The 16,742-nt window shown below is 59.9% G+C and carries 12 protein-coding genes and 1 pseudogene; 6 read left to right on the top strand and 7 right to left on the bottom strand.

Annotated features, from left to right (window positions below; all coding sequences use genetic code 11):
* Positions 1-93: 93 nt before the first annotated feature.
* Together AC1DXW_RS29285 and AC1DXW_RS29290 are read left to right on the top strand one after the other, a co-directional pair.
* The gene (locus AC1DXW_RS29285; protein WP_477755097.1) at positions 94-1,248 is read left to right on the top strand and encodes a MalY/PatB family protein; all 1,155 of its coding nucleotides are present in this window, start codon (positions 94-96) and stop codon (positions 1,246-1,248) included.
* Positions 1,249-1,475: 227 nt separating this feature from the next.
* Positions 1,476-2,837 carry a cation:proton antiporter gene (locus AC1DXW_RS29290; RefSeq protein WP_477760798.1) on the top strand — a complete coding sequence of 454 codons (1,362 nt, stop codon included), beginning with the start codon at positions 1,476-1,478 and terminating at the stop codon, positions 2,835-2,837.
* Here AC1DXW_RS29290 and AC1DXW_RS29295 read toward each other — a convergent pair.
* The 3 genes from AC1DXW_RS29295 to AC1DXW_RS29305 are packed head-to-tail and all read right to left on the bottom strand — an operon-like array spanning position 2,815 to position 8,700.
* A complete protein-coding gene (locus tag AC1DXW_RS29295; RefSeq protein ID WP_477755095.1) occupies positions 2,815-4,734 on the bottom strand; it encodes a hybrid sensor histidine kinase/response regulator in 1,920 nt (639 codons plus the stop codon). The two genes, AC1DXW_RS29290 and AC1DXW_RS29295, sit on opposite strands and share 23 nt — an antisense overlap.
* A gap of 13 nt (positions 4,735-4,747) precedes the next feature.
* Positions 4,748-7,036: an ATP-dependent DNA helicase gene (locus AC1DXW_RS29300; RefSeq protein WP_477760799.1), complete on the bottom strand. Its 2,289-nt coding sequence runs from the start codon at positions 7,034-7,036 to the stop codon at positions 4,748-4,750.
* A complete protein-coding gene (locus AC1DXW_RS29305; protein ID WP_477760800.1) occupies positions 7,033-8,700 on the bottom strand; it encodes a VRR-NUC domain-containing protein in 1,668 nt (555 codons plus the stop codon). Before AC1DXW_RS29305 ends, AC1DXW_RS29300 begins: the two co-directional genes overlap by 4 nt.
* A gap of 194 nt (positions 8,701-8,894) precedes the next feature.
* Here AC1DXW_RS29305 and AC1DXW_RS29310 point away from each other — a divergent pair, with 194 nt between their 5' ends.
* Both AC1DXW_RS29310 and AC1DXW_RS29315 read left to right on the top strand, forming a co-directional pair.
* Positions 8,895-9,119, top strand: a complete 225-nt coding sequence (locus AC1DXW_RS29310; protein WP_477755483.1) for a YgdI/YgdR family lipoprotein — start codon at positions 8,895-8,897, stop codon at positions 9,117-9,119.
* A 140-nt stretch (positions 9,120-9,259) separates the two neighbouring features.
* Positions 9,260-9,937, top strand: coding sequence for an MliC family protein (locus tag AC1DXW_RS29315; RefSeq protein WP_477755484.1), 678 nt, complete (start codon positions 9,260-9,262; stop codon positions 9,935-9,937).
* 45 nt (positions 9,938-9,982) lie between these two features.
* On the opposite strand, the pseudogene AC1DXW_RS29320 reads toward AC1DXW_RS29315, so the two are convergent.
* From AC1DXW_RS29320 to AC1DXW_RS29330, 3 genes and pseudogenes are all read right to left on the bottom strand, one after another.
* A pseudogene (locus tag AC1DXW_RS29320) lies at positions 9,983-10,102 on the bottom strand (spermidine/putrescine ABC transporter substrate-binding protein PotF); the annotation flags it as partial.
* Between the two features lie 64 nt (positions 10,103-10,166).
* Positions 10,167-11,573: an NAD(P)/FAD-dependent oxidoreductase gene (locus AC1DXW_RS29325; RefSeq protein ID WP_477760801.1), complete on the bottom strand. Its 1,407-nt coding sequence runs from the start codon at positions 11,571-11,573 to the stop codon at positions 10,167-10,169.
* Positions 11,574-11,623: 50 nt separating this feature from the next.
* On the bottom strand, positions 11,624-12,439 hold the full coding sequence (locus AC1DXW_RS29330) for a helix-turn-helix transcriptional regulator (protein WP_477755486.1): 816 nt from the start codon (positions 12,437-12,439) through the stop codon (positions 11,624-11,626).
* Positions 12,440-12,703: 264 nt separating this feature from the next.
* Here AC1DXW_RS29330 and AC1DXW_RS29335 point away from each other — a divergent pair, with 264 nt between their 5' ends.
* Positions 12,704-12,976: a DUF1652 domain-containing protein gene (locus tag AC1DXW_RS29335; RefSeq protein WP_477755487.1), complete on the top strand. Its 273-nt coding sequence runs from the start codon at positions 12,704-12,706 to the stop codon at positions 12,974-12,976.
* A 187-nt stretch (positions 12,977-13,163) separates the two neighbouring features.
* Here the strand turns inward: AC1DXW_RS29335 and AC1DXW_RS29340 are convergent, their stop codons facing one another.
* Positions 13,164-15,638, bottom strand: a complete 2,475-nt coding sequence (locus tag AC1DXW_RS29340; protein ID WP_477755488.1) for a UvrD-helicase domain-containing protein — start codon at positions 15,636-15,638, stop codon at positions 13,164-13,166.
* 279 nt (positions 15,639-15,917) lie between these two features.
* Here AC1DXW_RS29340 and AC1DXW_RS29345 point away from each other — a divergent pair, with 279 nt between their 5' ends.
* Positions 15,918-16,613 carry a pirin family protein gene (locus AC1DXW_RS29345; protein ID WP_102670283.1) on the top strand — a complete coding sequence of 232 codons (696 nt, stop codon included), beginning with the start codon at positions 15,918-15,920 and terminating at the stop codon, positions 16,611-16,613.
* The last annotated feature ends 129 nt before the right edge of the window (positions 16,614-16,742 follow it).

A 16,742-nucleotide genomic window follows, 5' to 3' on the forward strand; every position in this document is an offset into this window, starting at 1 on the left:
GTATCTGACACACCWTCGCGAGCAAGCTCGCTCCTACAGTAAGTTGGCGCTTATCATAGGTGCATGTTCAACCCCGCCTTCACGAGATCCCGCATGACTTTCGATTTTGATCAGGTGTTCGACCGTCACAACACCGGCAGTACCAAATGGAGCCGCTACCCGGCCGATGTGTTGCCGATGTGGGTCGCCGACATGGATTTCGCCGCGCCGCCGGTGATCATCCAGGCCCTGCAAAAACGACTGGAACACCCGATGGTCGGTTACAGCGTGGCCCAGGATGACCTGCGCGAGGCGATCGTCGCCGATCTCTGGAACAAGTACGCCTGGCGCGTCGAACCCCAGGAACTGATCTTCCTGCCGGGTGTCGAGTCGGGCTTCAACATGGCATTGAAGGCGCTGGTGCAGGCGCCACAGAACGTCGTTGTGCAGGTGCCGAACTACCCGCCGCTGCGCCACGCCCCCGGGCATTGGGGCCTGAACAAGGTCGAGCTGAATTTCGATGCGCATGCCAATGGCACCTACACCACGCCGCTGGATACCCTGAGCCAGTCGCTGCAAGGTGGCGGCGCACTGCTGCTGAGCAACCCGCATAACCCGCTGGGCAAGGCCTTCCCCCGCGCAGAGCTGCAAGCCATTGCCGACATTTGCCTTGAGCATGACGCCTGGATCATTTCCGACGAGATCCACGCCGATTTGTGCTTCGACGGCCGCGCGCACATTCCGCTGGCGACCCTGAGCCCGCAAGTGGCCCAGCGCACCATCACGCTGATGTCGGCGAGCAAGGCCTACAACATCGCAGGTCTCAAGACCTCATTCATGATCATCCAGGACCGTCACCTGCGCGAGAAGGTCAACCACGCCCGTTGCGGCATGGTCGACAGCGTCAATCCGCTGGGCATGGAAGCCACCCGCGTCGCCTACAGCGAAGCCGCGCCATGGCTGGCCGAGCTGAAGGTCTATCTGCAGGGCAACCGCGACTTCCTCGCTGAGGCCGTGCATACCCGCCTGCCGGGCATCAGCATGAACCTGCCGCAAAGCACCTATCTGGCGTGGCTCGACTGCTCGGCACTGGGGCTGGACGACCCACAGCAGTTCTTCCTTGAACAGGCCAAAGTTGGTTTGAGCGCGGGCCTGGACTTTGGTGATGACTGCAAGCAATTCGTGCGCCTGAACTTCGGTTGCCCACGGTCGCTGCTGGAAGAAGGCATTGCGCGGATGGAGCGCAGCTTGCGCCATCTCAAGGCCTGATCCGCCCCTCAGCAACATCGAAGATCCCCGTAGGAGCGAGCTTGCTCCGGGCGGCGATCCGACGATGGCGTCGTGTCAGCCAGCATCAATATCGACTGTGCCGACGCCATCGCGGGCAAGTCGGATCGCCGCACCGCCGCTCCTACAGGTAATTATTGAACCGACCCAAGCCCGCGATGCTCAACAGCCTATAGCCCTGCACTGGCGGTTGTTTCGAGATCTGAGCCATGAGCTTCATTACCTGGGTGGCGGTGTTGGGGGCTGTGTTGCTGACGCTGGCACTGACCTCGTCGTACCTGCGCTGGATGCCGGTCACCACTTCGGCGGTGTGTCTGGTACTGGGCGTCGCCATCGGTCCGGCGGGCCTGGTTTTACTCAGGCTGGATATCAAAGAGTCGTCATTCTGGATCGAGCACCTGACGGAAGTCGCGGTGCTGTTTTCATTGTTTGTCTGCGGTCTAAAGCTGCGACCAGCACTTCGTGATCGCCAATGGCGAGTGGCGTTCGTTCTGGCGGGCCCGGTGATGGTGCTGACGATTGTCGGAGTCTGCCTGCTGCTGCATTTCGCTTTCGGACTGGCATGGGGGCCCTCGCTGCTGATCGGGGCGATACTGGCGCCGACCGATCCGGTCCTGGCCTCGCTGGTTCAGGTCAATGACGCCAAGGATGACGATCCGGTGCGGTTCGGACTCTCGGGCGAGGCAGGACTGAACGACGGCATCGCGTTCCCGTTCGTGATTCTGGGACTGCTGTTGTTGCAGCAAAACGGCAGTTTTGCCAGCGGTCTGGAGGACTGGATCCTCGAGCGCCTGCTGTGGGCCGTGCCCGCCGGACTGCTGACCGGTTACTGGATGGGCCGCGGCATTGGCCGCCTGACCTTGTTCATGCGCATCAAGAATGCCGACAGCACGTTTTCCCCCAACGATTACCTGGCGCTGGCGCTGATCGCACTGGCTTATGTCGTGGCCGAAACCATTGGCGGCTATGGGTTTCTCTCGGTGTTTGCCGCTGGCCTGGGCTTGCGCCAGGCCGAGGTCAAGACCAGCAGTGACGCCCACACGCCGGCCGAGCACCTGGTTCAAGCGGTGGTCGGTCATCAGAATGCCGAACCCCAAGCGGCCGTGCTCGGCAATGTGGACCACCTGGAGGACACGCAAGTCGCGGCCGGGATCATGATGGGCGACATGTTGTCGTTCGGCAGCCTGGTGGAACGGGCCATGGAAGTGTTTCTGGTCACCTTGCTCGGGGTTGTGCTGATCGCGCACTGGGACTGGCGGGCGCTGCTGGTCGCGTTGGTGCTGTTCGGGACGATTCGCCCGCTGACGGTCTGGCTGATGCCGTGGGGTTCGCTGCTCAATGGCCCGCAACGCTGGTTGATCGGCTGGTTCGGCATTCGCGGCATCGGGAGTTTTTACTACCTTTTCTATGCCTTGAACCACGATCTGGTGCCTTCAGTGGCAACGGTGTGTGCCGACCTGACGCTCTCGGTGGTCGCCCTGAGCATTCTGGTCCACGGCATCAGCACCCAGCCGCTGCTTGCCCGCTATGAACAGCGCAACCGCCGCGTCACTTCATCGCCAAAGCAATGATTTCCACCAGGTTGAGCTGGGTAAAAGGTTTCGACAAACGCGGCAGATGGGCGGCAAAGCCTTCCAGCCGCTCGGCATAACCGGTGGCGAGGATGATCGGCACACTCGGTCGCATGTTCCTGATGGCATTGGCCAGTTGCGCGCCACTCATCTGTGGCATGGCCATGTCGGTGATGACCAGATCGATATCCGGTTCACTGTCGAACAGTTCCAGTGCCCTGGCACCGCAAGCCGCACTGATGGTCCGGTGTCCGAGGTCCTCGAGCAGCAGGCTGGTGCTGGTCAACACCAGACTGTCATCGTCCACCACCAGTACACACAGGCGGGGCACTTCCATGGCCTGAGTTTGCGCTACCGGCTGAACCACCGAGCCCTGGGTGGCAACCGGCAACCACAACTCGGCCGTCGTCCCCTGATCCTTGTTGCTTTTGAGGATGAAGCGCCCACCCAATTGTTCGATAAAACCGTGGACCATCGACAACCCCAGGCCCGTACCTTTACCGACGCCCTTGGTGGTAAAGAACGGGTCCATCGCCGAGGCCAGCGTGGTTTCATCCATGCCCTCGCCGGTATCGGTCACATTCAGGCAAACGTAACGCCCCGGCGCAAGGGATGAAGTGGCGCTGTCGGTCACTTCATCGGTTCTGGCGCTGAAGATAATGGTCCCGCCATGGGGCATGGCGTCACGGGCATTGGTTGCCAGGTTCAGTACGGCCAGTTCCAGTTGATTGACGTCCGCCATCACCGGTTCAAGATCCTCGGGAAAGCGTACTTCGATGTTCACCGAAGGACCGAGGGAGCTGCGCAATAGCCCGGAAATGCCTTCCACCAATGCCGGTATCCGCACCGGTTCCGATTTGAGTTCCTGGCGTCGGGCAAACGCCAGCATGCGCTGGGTCAGGGAAACCCCGCGCAAGGCGCCTTGGGTGGCGTTGTCGATCAGGCGGGTTATTTTTGGATCGTCCGTCACCCGTTTACGCACGATTTCCAGATTGCCGAGGATCACCGTCAGCAGGTTGTTGAAGTCGTGGGCGATGCCGCCGCTGAGTTGGCCGATGGCCTGCATTTTCTGCGCCTGGAACAAGGCCTCCCGGGTTTGCTCCAGCGCCTGCTGCGCCTGGGTGACTTCAGTGATGTCCCGGGTAATCTTGGCAAAACCGAGCAAGGTGCCGGTGTCGCCCCGGATCGGATCGACAATGACATGGGCATGGAACCGCGTACCATCCTTGCGCACCCTCCAGCCCTGGTTTTCAAAGCGCCCTTCACGAATGGCGATGTCCAGCGTCCTTTGTGGTTCGCGGGCATCGCGATCCTCCGGGGTATAGAACATCGAAAAATGCTGGCCAATGACTTCTTCCGGCAAGTAACCCGTGATGCGCTGGGCGCCCAGGTTCCAGTTGCTCACGTGTCCGTCCGGCGAGAGCATATAGATCGCATAGTCAGTAACGCTCTGCACCAGCAGACGGAACTGCTGTTCGCTTTGCTTGAGGATTTCCTCGGCCATTTTGCGATCGGTCAGGTCCCGGGTGATCTTGGCAAACCCCAGCAATGTGCCCGACGGGTCGAGGATCGGGTCGATGACCACATGGGACCAGAAGTGTGTGCCGTCCTTGCGCACCTGCCACCCTTCTCCCTCGAAACGCCCTTCACGGATCGCCGTGTCCAGTGCCCGCAGGGGCAAGCCGGCACGGCGATCGTCATCGGTGTAGAAGCGCGAGAAATGCTCGCCGAGGATCTCGGCCTCCTCATACCCCTTGAAACGCCTGGCGCCGGCATTCCAGCTGGTAATGATGCCATCGGTATCGATCATGTAGATCGCGTAGTCGATCACCGCATCGATCAATAGCCGAAAACGACCGTCTTCGATGGCACTGGCCTTGGTTCGATCTTCGCTCATTGATCCCACCGCCTCATGGTTTCACTGGAGTATGGGTCATACCGGGATTTTGGAAAGCCCACCAACGCGGCAGCAATTGCTTGACCTTGCTCTCGCCAAAACGGTCGTCGATCAACATCACCACCCCTTGATCCTGTTGCGTACGGATGACCCGCCCAGCAGCCTGCACCACTTTCTGTACGCCGGGAAACAGATACGTGTAGTCGTAACCGGCGCCAAAAATGGCGGCCATGCGCCGCTTCAGTTGCTCGTTCACCGGATTGAGCTGCGCCAGCCCCAGGGTGGCGATAAATGCGCCGATCAGCCGGGCACCGGGCAAATCGATGCCTTCACCAAAGGCCCCGCCCAGCACCGCAAAGCCGACACCCTGGCCGTCGGCGTGGAACTGATCGAGAAACTGCTGACGTTGCGCTTCGCCCATGCCTCGGGACTGCGACCACAGACTGATGTGCGGATGCTTCTCGGCGAGTAACTGCGCCACCTGCTGCAAATAATCGAAGCTGCTGAAAAACGCCAGGTAATTGCCGGGACGTTTGCTGAACTGTCTGGCGATCAACTCCACGATCGGTTCAAGGGAGGACTGGCGATGCACGAACCGGGTGGAAATCTGATCGACGATGTGCACTTGCAGTTGATCGGCATGAAACGGCGACTCGACGTCAATGCACACCGTGTCCGCCGGTGTCCCCAGTAAATCGGCGTAATAGTGCCGGGGGCTGAGGGTCGCGGAAAACAGCACCGTGCTGCGCGCGGCGGTCAGGCGCGGGCGGATGAACCCGGCGGGGACCACATTGCGCAGGCACAACTGCGAGAGGTTGCGCTTGCGCTCGAGGTCACGCTTGCTGATGTCGAACAGGAACTGTTCATCGAACAATTCGGCCACCCGGCAAAAATGCAGCATGTCGAAGTAAAAACCCTGCAGTGCACTGTCCAGCCCTTGAGGGTGATCGTTCAGGTAATCACCGATGCTGGCGCTGCAAGACGACAGTGCCTGAAGGAGCTTTTCCGGCGCCTTGTCATAGGCCTGATAAGCACCGGTTTGCGCGCCATGCAGGGCATTCCACTCGCGGTTGACCCGCTGCATCGGCTTTTTCAGCGCTTCGGGTGCGGATTTGCGCACGCTGTTGAGGGTCCCTTGATCGAGGCTGGCGCTGTACATCTGCCGGCCGCGTTCCACCAGGTTATGGGCTTCGTCGACCAGCACCGCGACTTTCCAGTTGTTGGCCTGGGCCAGACCGAACAACAAGGCGCTGAAGTCGAAGTAATAGTTGTAGTCGGCAACCACCACGTCGGCCCAGCGCGCCATTTCCTGGCTCAGGTAATACGGACAGACATCGTGCGCCAGGGCGACCTCGCGCAAGGCGCTCTGGTCCAGCAGGCTCAATTGACTGGCCGCCTGCCGTGCGGCGGGCAGGCGATCGTAGAAACCCCGGGCCAATGGGCACGACTCACCATGGCAGGCTTTGTCCGGGTGTTCGCAGGCCTTGTCCCGGGCGATCATCTCCAGCACCCGCAACGGCGGCGCACCGGAGCTGGCAAGAATCACTTGTGCGGCGTCCAGGGCCAGTTTGCGTCCCGGGGTTTTCGCCGTGAGGAAGAACACTTTGTCCAGTTGCTGTGGCGCCAGCGCCTTGAGCATGGGGAACAAGGTGCCCAGGGTTTTGCCGATTCCGGTGGGTGCCTGGGCCATCAGGCAGCGCCCCGTGCTGATGGCCTTGAACACCGACTCGGCCAGGTGGCGCTGCCCCGGTCGAAAGTCGGCATGGGGAAACGCCAGACGCTGCGCCGCCCGATTGCGCCCCTCTCGATGGGCGACTTCCTGTTCGGCCCATTGCAGGAACCGCGCGCAATGCCATTCGAAGAATTGTTGCAACTCCATGGCGTCGAAAGGCTCGACCAGGCAGGTTTCCTTTTCGCTGACGATGTCGAAATACACCAGCGCCAGGTTGATTTGAGGCAGATCCAGTTTCCGGCACATCAACCAGCCGTAGATTTTCGCCTGGGCCCAATGCAACTGGCGGTGGTTGGACGGTTGCTTGCTCAAATCACCGCGGTAGGTCTTGACCTCTTCCAGGCAGTTTTGCCCGGGGGCATAGCCGTCCGCCCTGCCCTTGACCGTCAAGGTTCGATACTGGCCCTCCAGGGCGACTTCGCTTTGGTAACCCTCGCTGCGTCGCGATGCCACCGTACGGTGCCCGACAATGCCTTCCAGCGCGGTCGGTGACGGTGTGAAGCGCAGATCGAGGTCGCCGGCCTTGGCGGTGAACTCACACAGCGCCCGCACCGCAATGCTGTAGCTCAAGTGCCCGGCTCCGCCCATTGCACGTAGCACACGGCAATCGGCATCTGGTGTTCGTGGCAGAACTCCAGCCAACGCAACTGGTTGTCCTGCAGGCGATCTCCCGGGCCTTTGACTTCGATCATGCGGTAGGTCTTTTGCTGCGGCCAGAACTGGATCAGGTCCGGCATGCCGGCGCGATTGGCCTTGATGTCCAGCAACAAACGGTTGAACCAGTGCTTGAGGTGCTCGGCCGGGAGGCAATCCAGGGCTTGCGCCAGCAGTTCTTCGCTGAGCACGCTCCAGAACACGAAAGGCGACTGCACGCCCCACTTGGCGACATAACGTTCGCGGATGGTCTGCCGGTAGCGCCCGTCGTCGAGTTCGGCCAGGCACGCCTGAAACAGTTCGGCCCGACGGCGATGGAAGTCTTCGCTGAGCAAATCCACCGGCCCGCGCTGGAACGGGTGAAAAAACGCGCCCGGCAAGGGCGCAAAAATCGCCGGCCAGCACAACAAGCCGAACAACGAGTTGACCAGGCTGTTTTCGACGTAGTGCACCGGCGCCGAATCCTCAGCCAGATGCGCCTGAACATAAAACTCGACCGACACTGCGGGATCGACTCTTGGTAGTTGCAGGTCCAGACGCTGCATTTCCCGAGGCGCTGCCCGCTTGATGGGCGGCCCGCCGAGCTTGCGCCGCAGGCGCGGCAGCACACGGAGCAGCTGTTGTTGTTCGGCGGCGCTCTCCGGCGCCTGTTCGGCCTCTGCGGCCAGCTCCAGCGCCAACTCAAACTCGCCACTGCGTTCCAGCACGCGAATCAGCCGCGAACGCGCGCCCGGATAGGCACATTCGCGGTAGAGGTGCAGGGCCATGGCGAAATCCGCGATGCGTTCGCAATACTGGCCCATCTGGAACAGCAGCTTGCCGCGCCGCCGTTGCAACCATGGGTTGTCCAGCACCAGCCCCTTGATGCGCTCGACCACATCTTCCAGCGCTTCACCGGCCTCGAATTGTTGCTGGTACGCGTGCAGGAGGACACAGGCATCCACGTCTTCGCGGCTGCGCAAGCCACGGGACTCGGCACAGAATTCGACTTTTTCGTAGGTATAAATGCCCAGGTCAGCCAACACAAACTCCGACCAGTCCTGGTACAGGTTGCCGAAGAACATCAGGCGCAGGCGATCGCACAACGCCATGATGGTCAGGCTGAACAGGCGCTCATCCAGCCACGGGCACCAGTCATTGAAGCTCTGCGTCTGGGGAAATTGCGCGCTCAGCCTCGGCAACCAGTCGGTTTTCTTGCCTTTGGGTTGATCGATGGCAGCGGCAAAGGTCTGGAGGATCTCTGCCTTGAGCAGCACCTCGAACAGTTCGTCGATGGCGATGGGCATTTGCCCGTCGACCCAACCCAGTTCAAGCAACGGGCCGACGGCTGTGCCGATATCGCCGATTTCGTCGTAATGCAGCTTGTTCGCCCTGAAATGAACGCCCTTGCGCATGACCATTCTGACCAGCAGTGCCTGCGATTCACGGGGTAACCCCTTGAACGCATGAATGAAATGCTGCTCTTCGACGCTCAACACATCGCCAGAGCGCTGCTCAAGCCAATCAAGCACTTGCATGAAGTTGTTCAGGTAATAGAACGGATCGTCGAGGGGATTTGCAGTCACAGGGAAATGGGCCATGGCGAGCGAGTACTGGTTATGCGTACAGATACCAGTTCCGCCCTGCCCGGTGCAATCGGAAAAGGATAAATGGCGCTGTACGGAAAATTTCCCGGGCAGTAGAACTTTCTGCCCCCCGGCGGCACCAACCGCCATAGAGGTGCAGTGACAGCCATCGAATTGATGGCGCTGCTTCAGAACCTATGGAGGTGATTATGGATATCAAGACTTTGGGCTTGCCCCTGGCGGTAGCGGCCCTGCTGACGCTGGCCGGTTGCTCGACGCCAACGGTGGTGACGCTGCAGAACGGCACTCAATACCTGACCAAAGACATGCCGAAAACCAAAACCAGCGACGGGTTCTTCGAGTTTGAGGACATTTCGGGTGCGAAGGTCAAAGTCAGGGCCGATGACGTGGCGACGATTCGCCAGGAAGACTAACGTTTCTCCTGGCACGATGTGGCAGGTTTCGAGCACTGCTTTACACTCGACAGACCCCGTGCGACCGAATGACTGTGCAACGCTTCGACACGATGCGTTGCAATACGGGCATCACGTAAAGATTCTCAGGTGACGTCGAAATGAAAATGGTCACGCCACTTCTGGCCTCTCTGCTCGCCGTCAGCGCGTGCGTGACTGCGAGCGTGTGTGACGCTGCCACAAAGGCAAAGGCAAAACCGAAGCCCTTGCCAACTTACAAAACCAGTTTCGATTGCGCCTCGCCCCAGGCCTCCGCCGAAAAGCTCATCTGTCATGACGCCCAACTGGCGCGCATGGACCTGGAACTCAATCGTCTTTATCTCCTGGCGCTCACGGATGAACATTCCGTGCCGCGCCCGGATAAAGTCGAGATTGATCAGCGGTTCTGGATTGAGTCCCGTAACCAGTGTGGTGGCGGGACTCAAGCCAAGGCGTGCTTCGTGCGAAGTTATGCCGAGCGTGCGTTCCAACTGCGCCAAGGTTCGGCCATTGCGAGAACCAAGGACCCAAGCAGACTCTCGGAAGGCCCGTTGGCTTATCGTTGCGCAGGGTTTAACGCATTGATTGCCGCTACCTTCTTTACGGTCGAACCGGGCGTGGTGTTCCTGAAATGGGCCAACACCTCGGTTACGCTGAACCAGGTGCCGAGCAATTCCGGAACCCAGTACACGGGCAAGGATTACAAAGGCAACTACAGCTTCTGGCAAATCGGCGATGACGTGTTTTTCCAGATACCCGGTTCAGGGCAGATGAGTTGCGCAGGCGAGCCGGTCGGCTGAGGACGATGGCATCGGGACGTCCTGTCCCGATGGCCGCTCACCGCTTCAACTGCCGGTGCGAATCTTGTTCCACACTCGCGTACGCCCCCGATCGATATTCAGAGGCATGGCCTCCAGCGCAAACAGCTTGCCCATCATTTCAGGACTTGGGTAAACCTTGGTTTCAGGGTTGCGGTGTTCTTGAATTGCGTGATGCTCATGGGAGTACCTGTCGATGTAGAGACGCTGTTCAGTGCATGAAACCTTCCATGAAACCGGCCACCCCGCTGGCCAGCTTGCGCCGCCAGGGCGCGGTCGCGGGGTTGGCCAGAGTCTGGTCCTCATGGACAAAGCTGCGGATGATTGCGTTGTAGCCGAGCCAACGGATGGGTTCCGGCTCCCAGGCCCTGAGCGCGTCGAGGCCGCGCTGGGGGATGACCCACGGCTGGCGCACCAGATCGGTGTCGCGGCCCAGGATCAGGTCAGCCAGCGTGCGGCCTCCCAGGTTGCTGGCACCAATACCCTCCCCGCCATAGCCGCCCGACAGGGCAATGCCGTTGGCCCGATCGCAAAGCATGTGCGGCTGGAAATGCCGGGACATGCCCAGGTTGCCGCCCCAGGAATGGGTGATCTGCACGTTCTTCAACTGCGGGAACAGCTCGCCGAACAGGTAGCGCCGCAGGTGTATTTCGTCAGTGGTCAGGTCGAAGTCGTGGCGCAGTTTGCCGGCGAACTGGTACCCGCCACGGGCGCCAAAGATCAGTCGGTTGTCAGCGGTGCGCTGACCGTAGGTGACCTGGCGACTGGCCTCGCTGAACGCCTGGCCGCGGCTCAGGCCGATTTCGTCCCAGGTGGCCGCCGACAATGGCTCGGTCGCGACGATCAGGCTCTGCACCGGCATCTGATAACGCCCCAGCGGCGGCAAGGTGACGGAGTAGCCTTCTACCGCCGGCACCACCCAGCGACTGCGCACCGACGCTTTCGCCGTGCGCAGGCTGCCGGACTGCCAATGGGTGACCGGGCTGCTTTCATAGATTTTGACCCCCAGGCGCTCCACTGCCCGGGCCAGCCCTCGGACCAGCCTGGCCGGGTGAATGGTCGCCACGTGCGGCGCGTAGATTGCGCCGTAGGGTTTGGCGACGCGGATCTGCTGCGCCAGTTGTTCCGGGGTCAGCCAGCGATAGTGGCTGTCGTTGAGGCCCTGGCGGTGGAGATCGTCCAGGTAGTGGCGAAGGCTGGCCTCCTGCTCCGGATAGCGCGCAGCGCAGTACAGCACTCCGCCTTTACGGTAATCGCAGTCGATCCCCTCACGTTCGAGGACAATCTCCACTTCGTCTGGAATGCTGTGCAACAAATCGTAAGAGGCACGGCGCTCTTGCGCCGGCAGGTCTGCCAGCAGGCGATCTTCACCCAGCAAGTTGCCCATCAGCCAGCCGCCATTGCGCCCCGACGCGCCGAAACCGGCGGTCTGCGCTTCGACAATCGCAATGCTCAGGTCCGGTTTGTGCTGCTTGAGGTAGTACGCGGTCCAGAGACCGGTGTAGCCCGCGCCGATGATTGCCGCGTCGACATCCAGGTCCCGCTCCAGCGCCGGACGCGCCAACAAAGGCTCGTCGAGCTGGTCCATCCACAAACTGATAGTGCGCCACGCCGGCATGCAAGACTCCGCCACTCAAACTTCAATGGCGTCGATCCTAGTGCGTGGGCTCAGGCGCTGTCTTGCGCGCGTGCACGCAAAGAAATTTGTTTGACGTAGGCCTTGGGTGACTGGCCGGTGTGCTGGCGGAAACAGCTGTAGAACGCTGACAGCGAATTGAATCCGGCAGCGAACGCCAGCTCATCGATACGCACAGGCGGTGTGGCGTCATCCAGCGCCACGAGCAAGTGTTGCAGGCGTGCCTGGTTGACGTAGCGGTAGAAGCTCTGGCCCAGCACCTGATTCAACAGATAGGAAATCTGATTGCGGCTGTACCCGCACTCCTTCGCCACCTGTTGCAGATCAAGCTCCGGGGCAAGATACGGCTGTTGGCGCTGGAAATACTGCTGCAGGTCATCGGCCATGAAGCTCAATTGGCGAGGCGACAGGCCGAGCCGGCTGACCGCCGGGCGCTGGTTACTGGAAGTTTTGCTGCCGGGTTGTTCATGCACCAACGAGGCATATTCATTGACCCGCCAGATCAGCCCGTTCTTGACGGTGATCGCTTCACTGGCGCGCAACGACACCAGCCCTTCACCGCCGCGCAAGGTGATGCGGTATTGAATGAACGCGGTGTTGCCGTCCAGTCGAATGCGGTCAGAGTGCTCCAGCGCTTCGTCCGGATCCCGGGGCATGCTGCTACGCACGTATTCGCGTAATTCGGCCTGGCCCATGACCCGGTTCTGGAAAAAGTCGTTGTACTGGACTTCGGGGTGATAGAGCGCCATGACGCCGTCCAGATCCCGGTGCTTCCAGCGCAAGTGATAGCGCATGACCGTCTCGCCCGTGGCCTGGGTTTGCAACGGGCCATCATCATCGGCGTGCATTGAAAATCTCGACGGAAAAAACCGAGCTTGCCCAACTTGCGCCTTGTCTTCAACGACTAAACGGATGAAGGCTTTTGAGCGCAAATGCGAACGAAGCGTGACCTGAATCAAAAAAATGGCGGCAATCGCCAAATGAACTGAAAAATCCACATTCTTTTTACATTCGGATGCTACTTTTAAACACTGTCACTGGTTGAACCAATGAAGGTTCTTCCCTCCTACCATGAGCTAAGGGAAGCGCTCGATAATGAAGGCGGGTAACACATGAATAGAGGGTTCAGTAAGGTCACGTTTCCAAACGCCTGCCAGCTGATGCGCTGGCATTTTCATCCCATGGGTTTCGAGGCGAGCATGGACGCCCCGGGCAGCATGATTGCCCGTCTTTTTGATCGTGCCACTGGCGAGACCATGATCGCCATTGCCGGTATTCCTTGCGCCACCGTCATGAATGCCGCGGATGTAGAACTGATAATCGAAGCGGTGGAGGATGAACTTCAAGCCTTTGTACCACCGGAGGCCTTCAAGAGTTATGCCTGAAGGCTCAGTTATTAAAAGGCCCACTTTGAGTGGGCTTTTTGTTGAACGCCACTCCCTGTAGGAGCGAGCTTGCTCGCGATGGTCGTTAACGATAATGCGTATTTACTGGCTAAACGCGGCGCTCTTGAGTCCTTCGTCGGAACGCCGCCCGGAGCAAGCTCGCTCCTACAAAGTCTCGATTCAGAAGTCAGACGGTGATTTGGCTTACACGATGATCGACAAAGAACGCCTTGCCCTTGCCCACCCGGTCGGAGGCCTTGGGCATGTTCGCAGCCTGGGTGTCTTGCGCATCGACGTACCAGTAGCAATGGCTGACGGCGCGGGTAATACCCACGTAGGCCAGCCGCAGGATCTCGTCCTTCTGGGCGTTGTCGTAGGGTTCGCTGTCACCGGCCTTGCCCAGGCCCGCCATCCGGTAAACCTGATTCTTGTAGGGCGAGCTGGTCAGGTGCTGGCAGTCGCCCAGCAGAAACACCGCATCGGCCTGGAGGCCCTTGGCACTGTGATACGTCAGTTGCTTGAGCCTGCGAGCCTCATACGGCAAGCTAGAATCAACATTAACTACAGACTGAATATGTTCTTCTATCAATGACTTATCGCTACTTTTTCGATAAAGCATCAAGATCGAATCGCCCTTTCGGTAATGTTCCATCAGGCGCTGGGCCATGCCCTGGTCATCACGATCAAGGACGTTCACCGGCAGCAATGCCTTGGGTTCACCGCTAGCCTTGGCTTTCTTCCCGGCAATCGCCGGTGCTGCACGCACGATGTGTTCGGCGGCATCGATGATGTGCTGGTGGCTGCGATAGTTGTCGCTGAGCATGACCTTGGTGGTGCTCGGCGACGGGAACTCCTTGTTGAACTCCATGAAGTAGGTCGGCGAACTGCCGCGCCAACCATAGATGGACTGCCAGTCATCGCCCACACAGAGCAGCGAGGAACGCTGGGCGCCGCGTCCGACATGCATGGCCGGCCCGCGACTGCGGATCTCTGCCAGGCTGGCCCTGATCCAGGAGACGATTTGCGGCGAGACATCCTGAAACTCGTCGATCATCAGGTGTGACAACGGTCGCAGCAGATCATCGCTGAGCAGTTTGAGATTCTCCGGCGAATGCTCGCTGAACAGGGCAAACATCCGGTTGTAAGTCATGATCGGCGGTTTCTGATCGAGCAAGTGATCTTCCAGCGCCCGCCAGTAAAGGCTCAAGGCCTCGAAGAAGAACCGGTCGGGATCGTCCTTGGCGAAACTCATCTGGCCGACGGCACTCGGCACGTCCAGCCCAAGATTTTCGATGAACCCGGCGGCGGCGACAAAGCAATCGAGCAACGGCGCGGAGGCGAGCTCGCCCTTGACCTTGTAATCGAAGCCCGGCCCGGCGCTGGCATCGCCCGCCAGCGAGGCCAAAACACGTTTCGATGATTCGTAGCTATCCAGCCATATCAATGGCTTACGACAGAAAGCTTGAAACAGGGTGCGCTTGACTGCCCACTCTGCGCGCACCGACAGCTTGGCGTTTGGTCGCGTGACCTGCGGGTTTTCCCGAGGGTCGAACCCCAGCACCACCCAGGCATCCAGGGACGGGATGTAGCCGTGACTATGAAATTTCGAACCGTTGATATCGAACGACTGGCGATTCGGCTCAATCCCCTTGATGGGCCAGGCACCGGCGCGAAACCACAGGTCCTCAATGGCGTCGCACAGTTCTTCATCGCGCTTGGCCGCCAGTTCGGTAACACCCATGCGTTTCTGCACATCCGGGTGATCCCGCTCCAGCTCCCTGAGTTGCAAGGCGTGCCGGGACAATGGCTTGATCAGCTCACGAAAACGCTCATCCTCATTGTGCAGACGGTGATAGCAGGCGTTGAGCTGTTGGCGTTGAGCGTCGTTGATCCGCAGATCGAACGGATTGCTGTCGACCTCCTCGTCACCCTGCGCAGCCCGCAGGCTGAGGTTCTCGAATGCCTGCAAACGCTCGAAACCCGGAAGACTGCGGACCATCGGCAGGATCCGCGAGTGAAAGGTGCGCACCAGGTCCCGCGCTTCCTTGAAACTGATCACGCGGCCCCAGAGCGCAAACAGTTCGATCAGCTTATTGATGAAGTCCTTGCGCGACTCACGAGTGAAGGTCACCACCGTCATCGAACTCAGCTCGAAGCCCAGGTAATGGGTCAACAGCAAGATACGCAGCACCAGCGTGGTCGATTTGCCGGCACCGGCGCCCGCGATCACCGAGGTGGATGGCGTGTCGCTGAAAATCATTTTCCACTGGGCGGCGCTGGGTTGGGCATGGGCTGGCAACAACCGGGCGACATCCGCCTTCATGCGCTTCTTCAATTCGGCGTTCAACGGCAGGCGCCAATCGTCGAACAACAGGTCATCGACATTCGGTGGCCGGTGTTCGGTGGCGCGCGAGTCGCGGATCAGCAGGACCTGCCGACCCTCCTCCAGCCCCTCGAGCTTGCCTTCCTTGTAGCCGTAATCGACCCCGGCGCTGTGACCGCTGCGAAAACCGTCGGCCTGGCCATGCAACCACGACGCACGATGCTGTGCGTGCAGGCGGGTCAGGCTGTAACCGAAGAATCGGGCGAGCAATCGCTTGATCAACGGCATCTCGGCCAAGGGGCGAAGTTCGGGAGGAAGATCGGGGGTGTGTTGCGGCACGCGGACTGACTCCAGGGTGTGAGGCTGTTGAGCGCTATGGTGTCTGCATTTGCTCTCGAGTTCTAGTGAATTGCTTATGACTCATTGGCTTATGCGATGAAGTGAAGGCTGGATGAGAAACTTCCGAGTTCGTTTTATATCAATGTATTCGATGGGAATGCTGCATTTTTTACGCTTTTTATCGATTGTTGCCTGTTGGATGATGGCCGTCATCACTCACCGGTCTCGCTTCGTGGCTCAGGCGCCTTGCCCCATGACGAACCTTTTCTGGAGACGATCATGCTTGAACTCAGACCTTTCAACTCGCTCGGCGGCGCTCACCACGGCTGGCTGGATGCTCACCATCATTTTTCGTTCGCCGAGTACTACGATCCCAAGCGCATGAACTGGGGCAACCTGCGGGTCTGGAATGACGACGTGATCGCCCCCGGCACCGGTTTCCCGCAACACCCGCACCGGGACATGGAAATCATCACCTATGTCCGCGAAGGCGCCATCACCCACCAGGACAACCTTGGCAACAAGGGGCGCACCGAAGCGGGCGACGTCCAGGTCATGAGTGCCGGTACCGGGATCGCCCACAGCGAGTACAACCTGGAGGCGACGCCAACCAGGATTTTCCAGATCTGGATCATCCCGAATGAGTCCGGCCTGGCCCCTTCCTGGGGCGCCAAGCCGTTCCCGAAAGGCAACCGCGAAGGTTTTGTCACCCTGGCCAGTGGCAAGGAAGGCGACGACCAGAGTTTGCGCATCCGCGCCGATGCCCGGCTGGTAGCGGCCAATCTGAAGGCCGGCGAGTCTGCCGAATACCATTTGGACAACGGTCGTCGTGCTTACCTGGTGCCGGCCACCGGGGTCATTGAAGTCAATGGGTTGCGTGCACAAGCTCGAGATGGTGTCGCGGTTGCCGATGAGCAAGTGCTGCGGGTGACGGCCATCGAGGACAGCGAGATTGTTCTTGTGGATCTGGCCTGATCGGGCAGATCGCGGATAAAAAAATGGGGCGGCCATGTTGGTCGCCCCATTTTTTCGGTGCCTGTTCAAATGTCTTCGCTGGCAAGCCAGCTCCTACATGGGGAATGCGGTCCAATGTAGGAGCGAGCC

The organism is Pseudomonas sp. P4_C4 (assembly GCF_056402055.1).

What these genes read in the sequence shown, in the direction of transcription:
- AC1DXW_RS29335 (WP_477755487.1), top strand. Translation starts at nt 12,704, where the DNA reads ATGAATAGAGGGTTCAGTAAGGTCACGTTTCCAAACGCCTGCCAGCTG.
- AC1DXW_RS29315 (WP_477755484.1), top strand. Translation starts at nt 9,260, where the DNA reads ATGAAAATGGTCACGCCACTTCTGGCCTCTCTGCTCGCCGTCAGCGCG.
- AC1DXW_RS29310 (WP_477755483.1), top strand. Translation starts at nt 8,895, where the DNA reads ATGGATATCAAGACTTTGGGCTTGCCCCTGGCGGTAGCGGCCCTGCTG.
- AC1DXW_RS29290 (WP_477760798.1), top strand. Translation starts at nt 1,476, where the DNA reads ATGAGCTTCATTACCTGGGTGGCGGTGTTGGGGGCTGTGTTGCTGACG.
- AC1DXW_RS29305 (WP_477760800.1), bottom strand. Translation starts at nt 8,700, where the DNA reads ATGGCCCATTTCCCTGTGACTGCAAATCCCCTCGACGATCCGTTCTAT.
- AC1DXW_RS29295 (WP_477755095.1), bottom strand. Translation starts at nt 4,734, where the DNA reads ATGAGCGAAGATCGAACCAAGGCCAGTGCCATCGAAGACGGTCGTTTT.
- AC1DXW_RS29325 (WP_477760801.1), bottom strand. Translation starts at nt 11,573, where the DNA reads ATGCCGGCGTGGCGCACTATCAGTTTGTGGATGGACCAGCTCGACGAG.
- AC1DXW_RS29285 (WP_477755097.1), top strand. Translation starts at nt 94, where the DNA reads ATGACTTTCGATTTTGATCAGGTGTTCGACCGTCACAACACCGGCAGT.
- AC1DXW_RS29330 (WP_477755486.1), bottom strand. Translation starts at nt 12,439, where the DNA reads ATGCACGCCGATGATGATGGCCCGTTGCAAACCCAGGCCACGGGCGAG.
- AC1DXW_RS29345 (WP_102670283.1), top strand. Translation starts at nt 15,918, where the DNA reads ATGCTTGAACTCAGACCTTTCAACTCGCTCGGCGGCGCTCACCACGGC.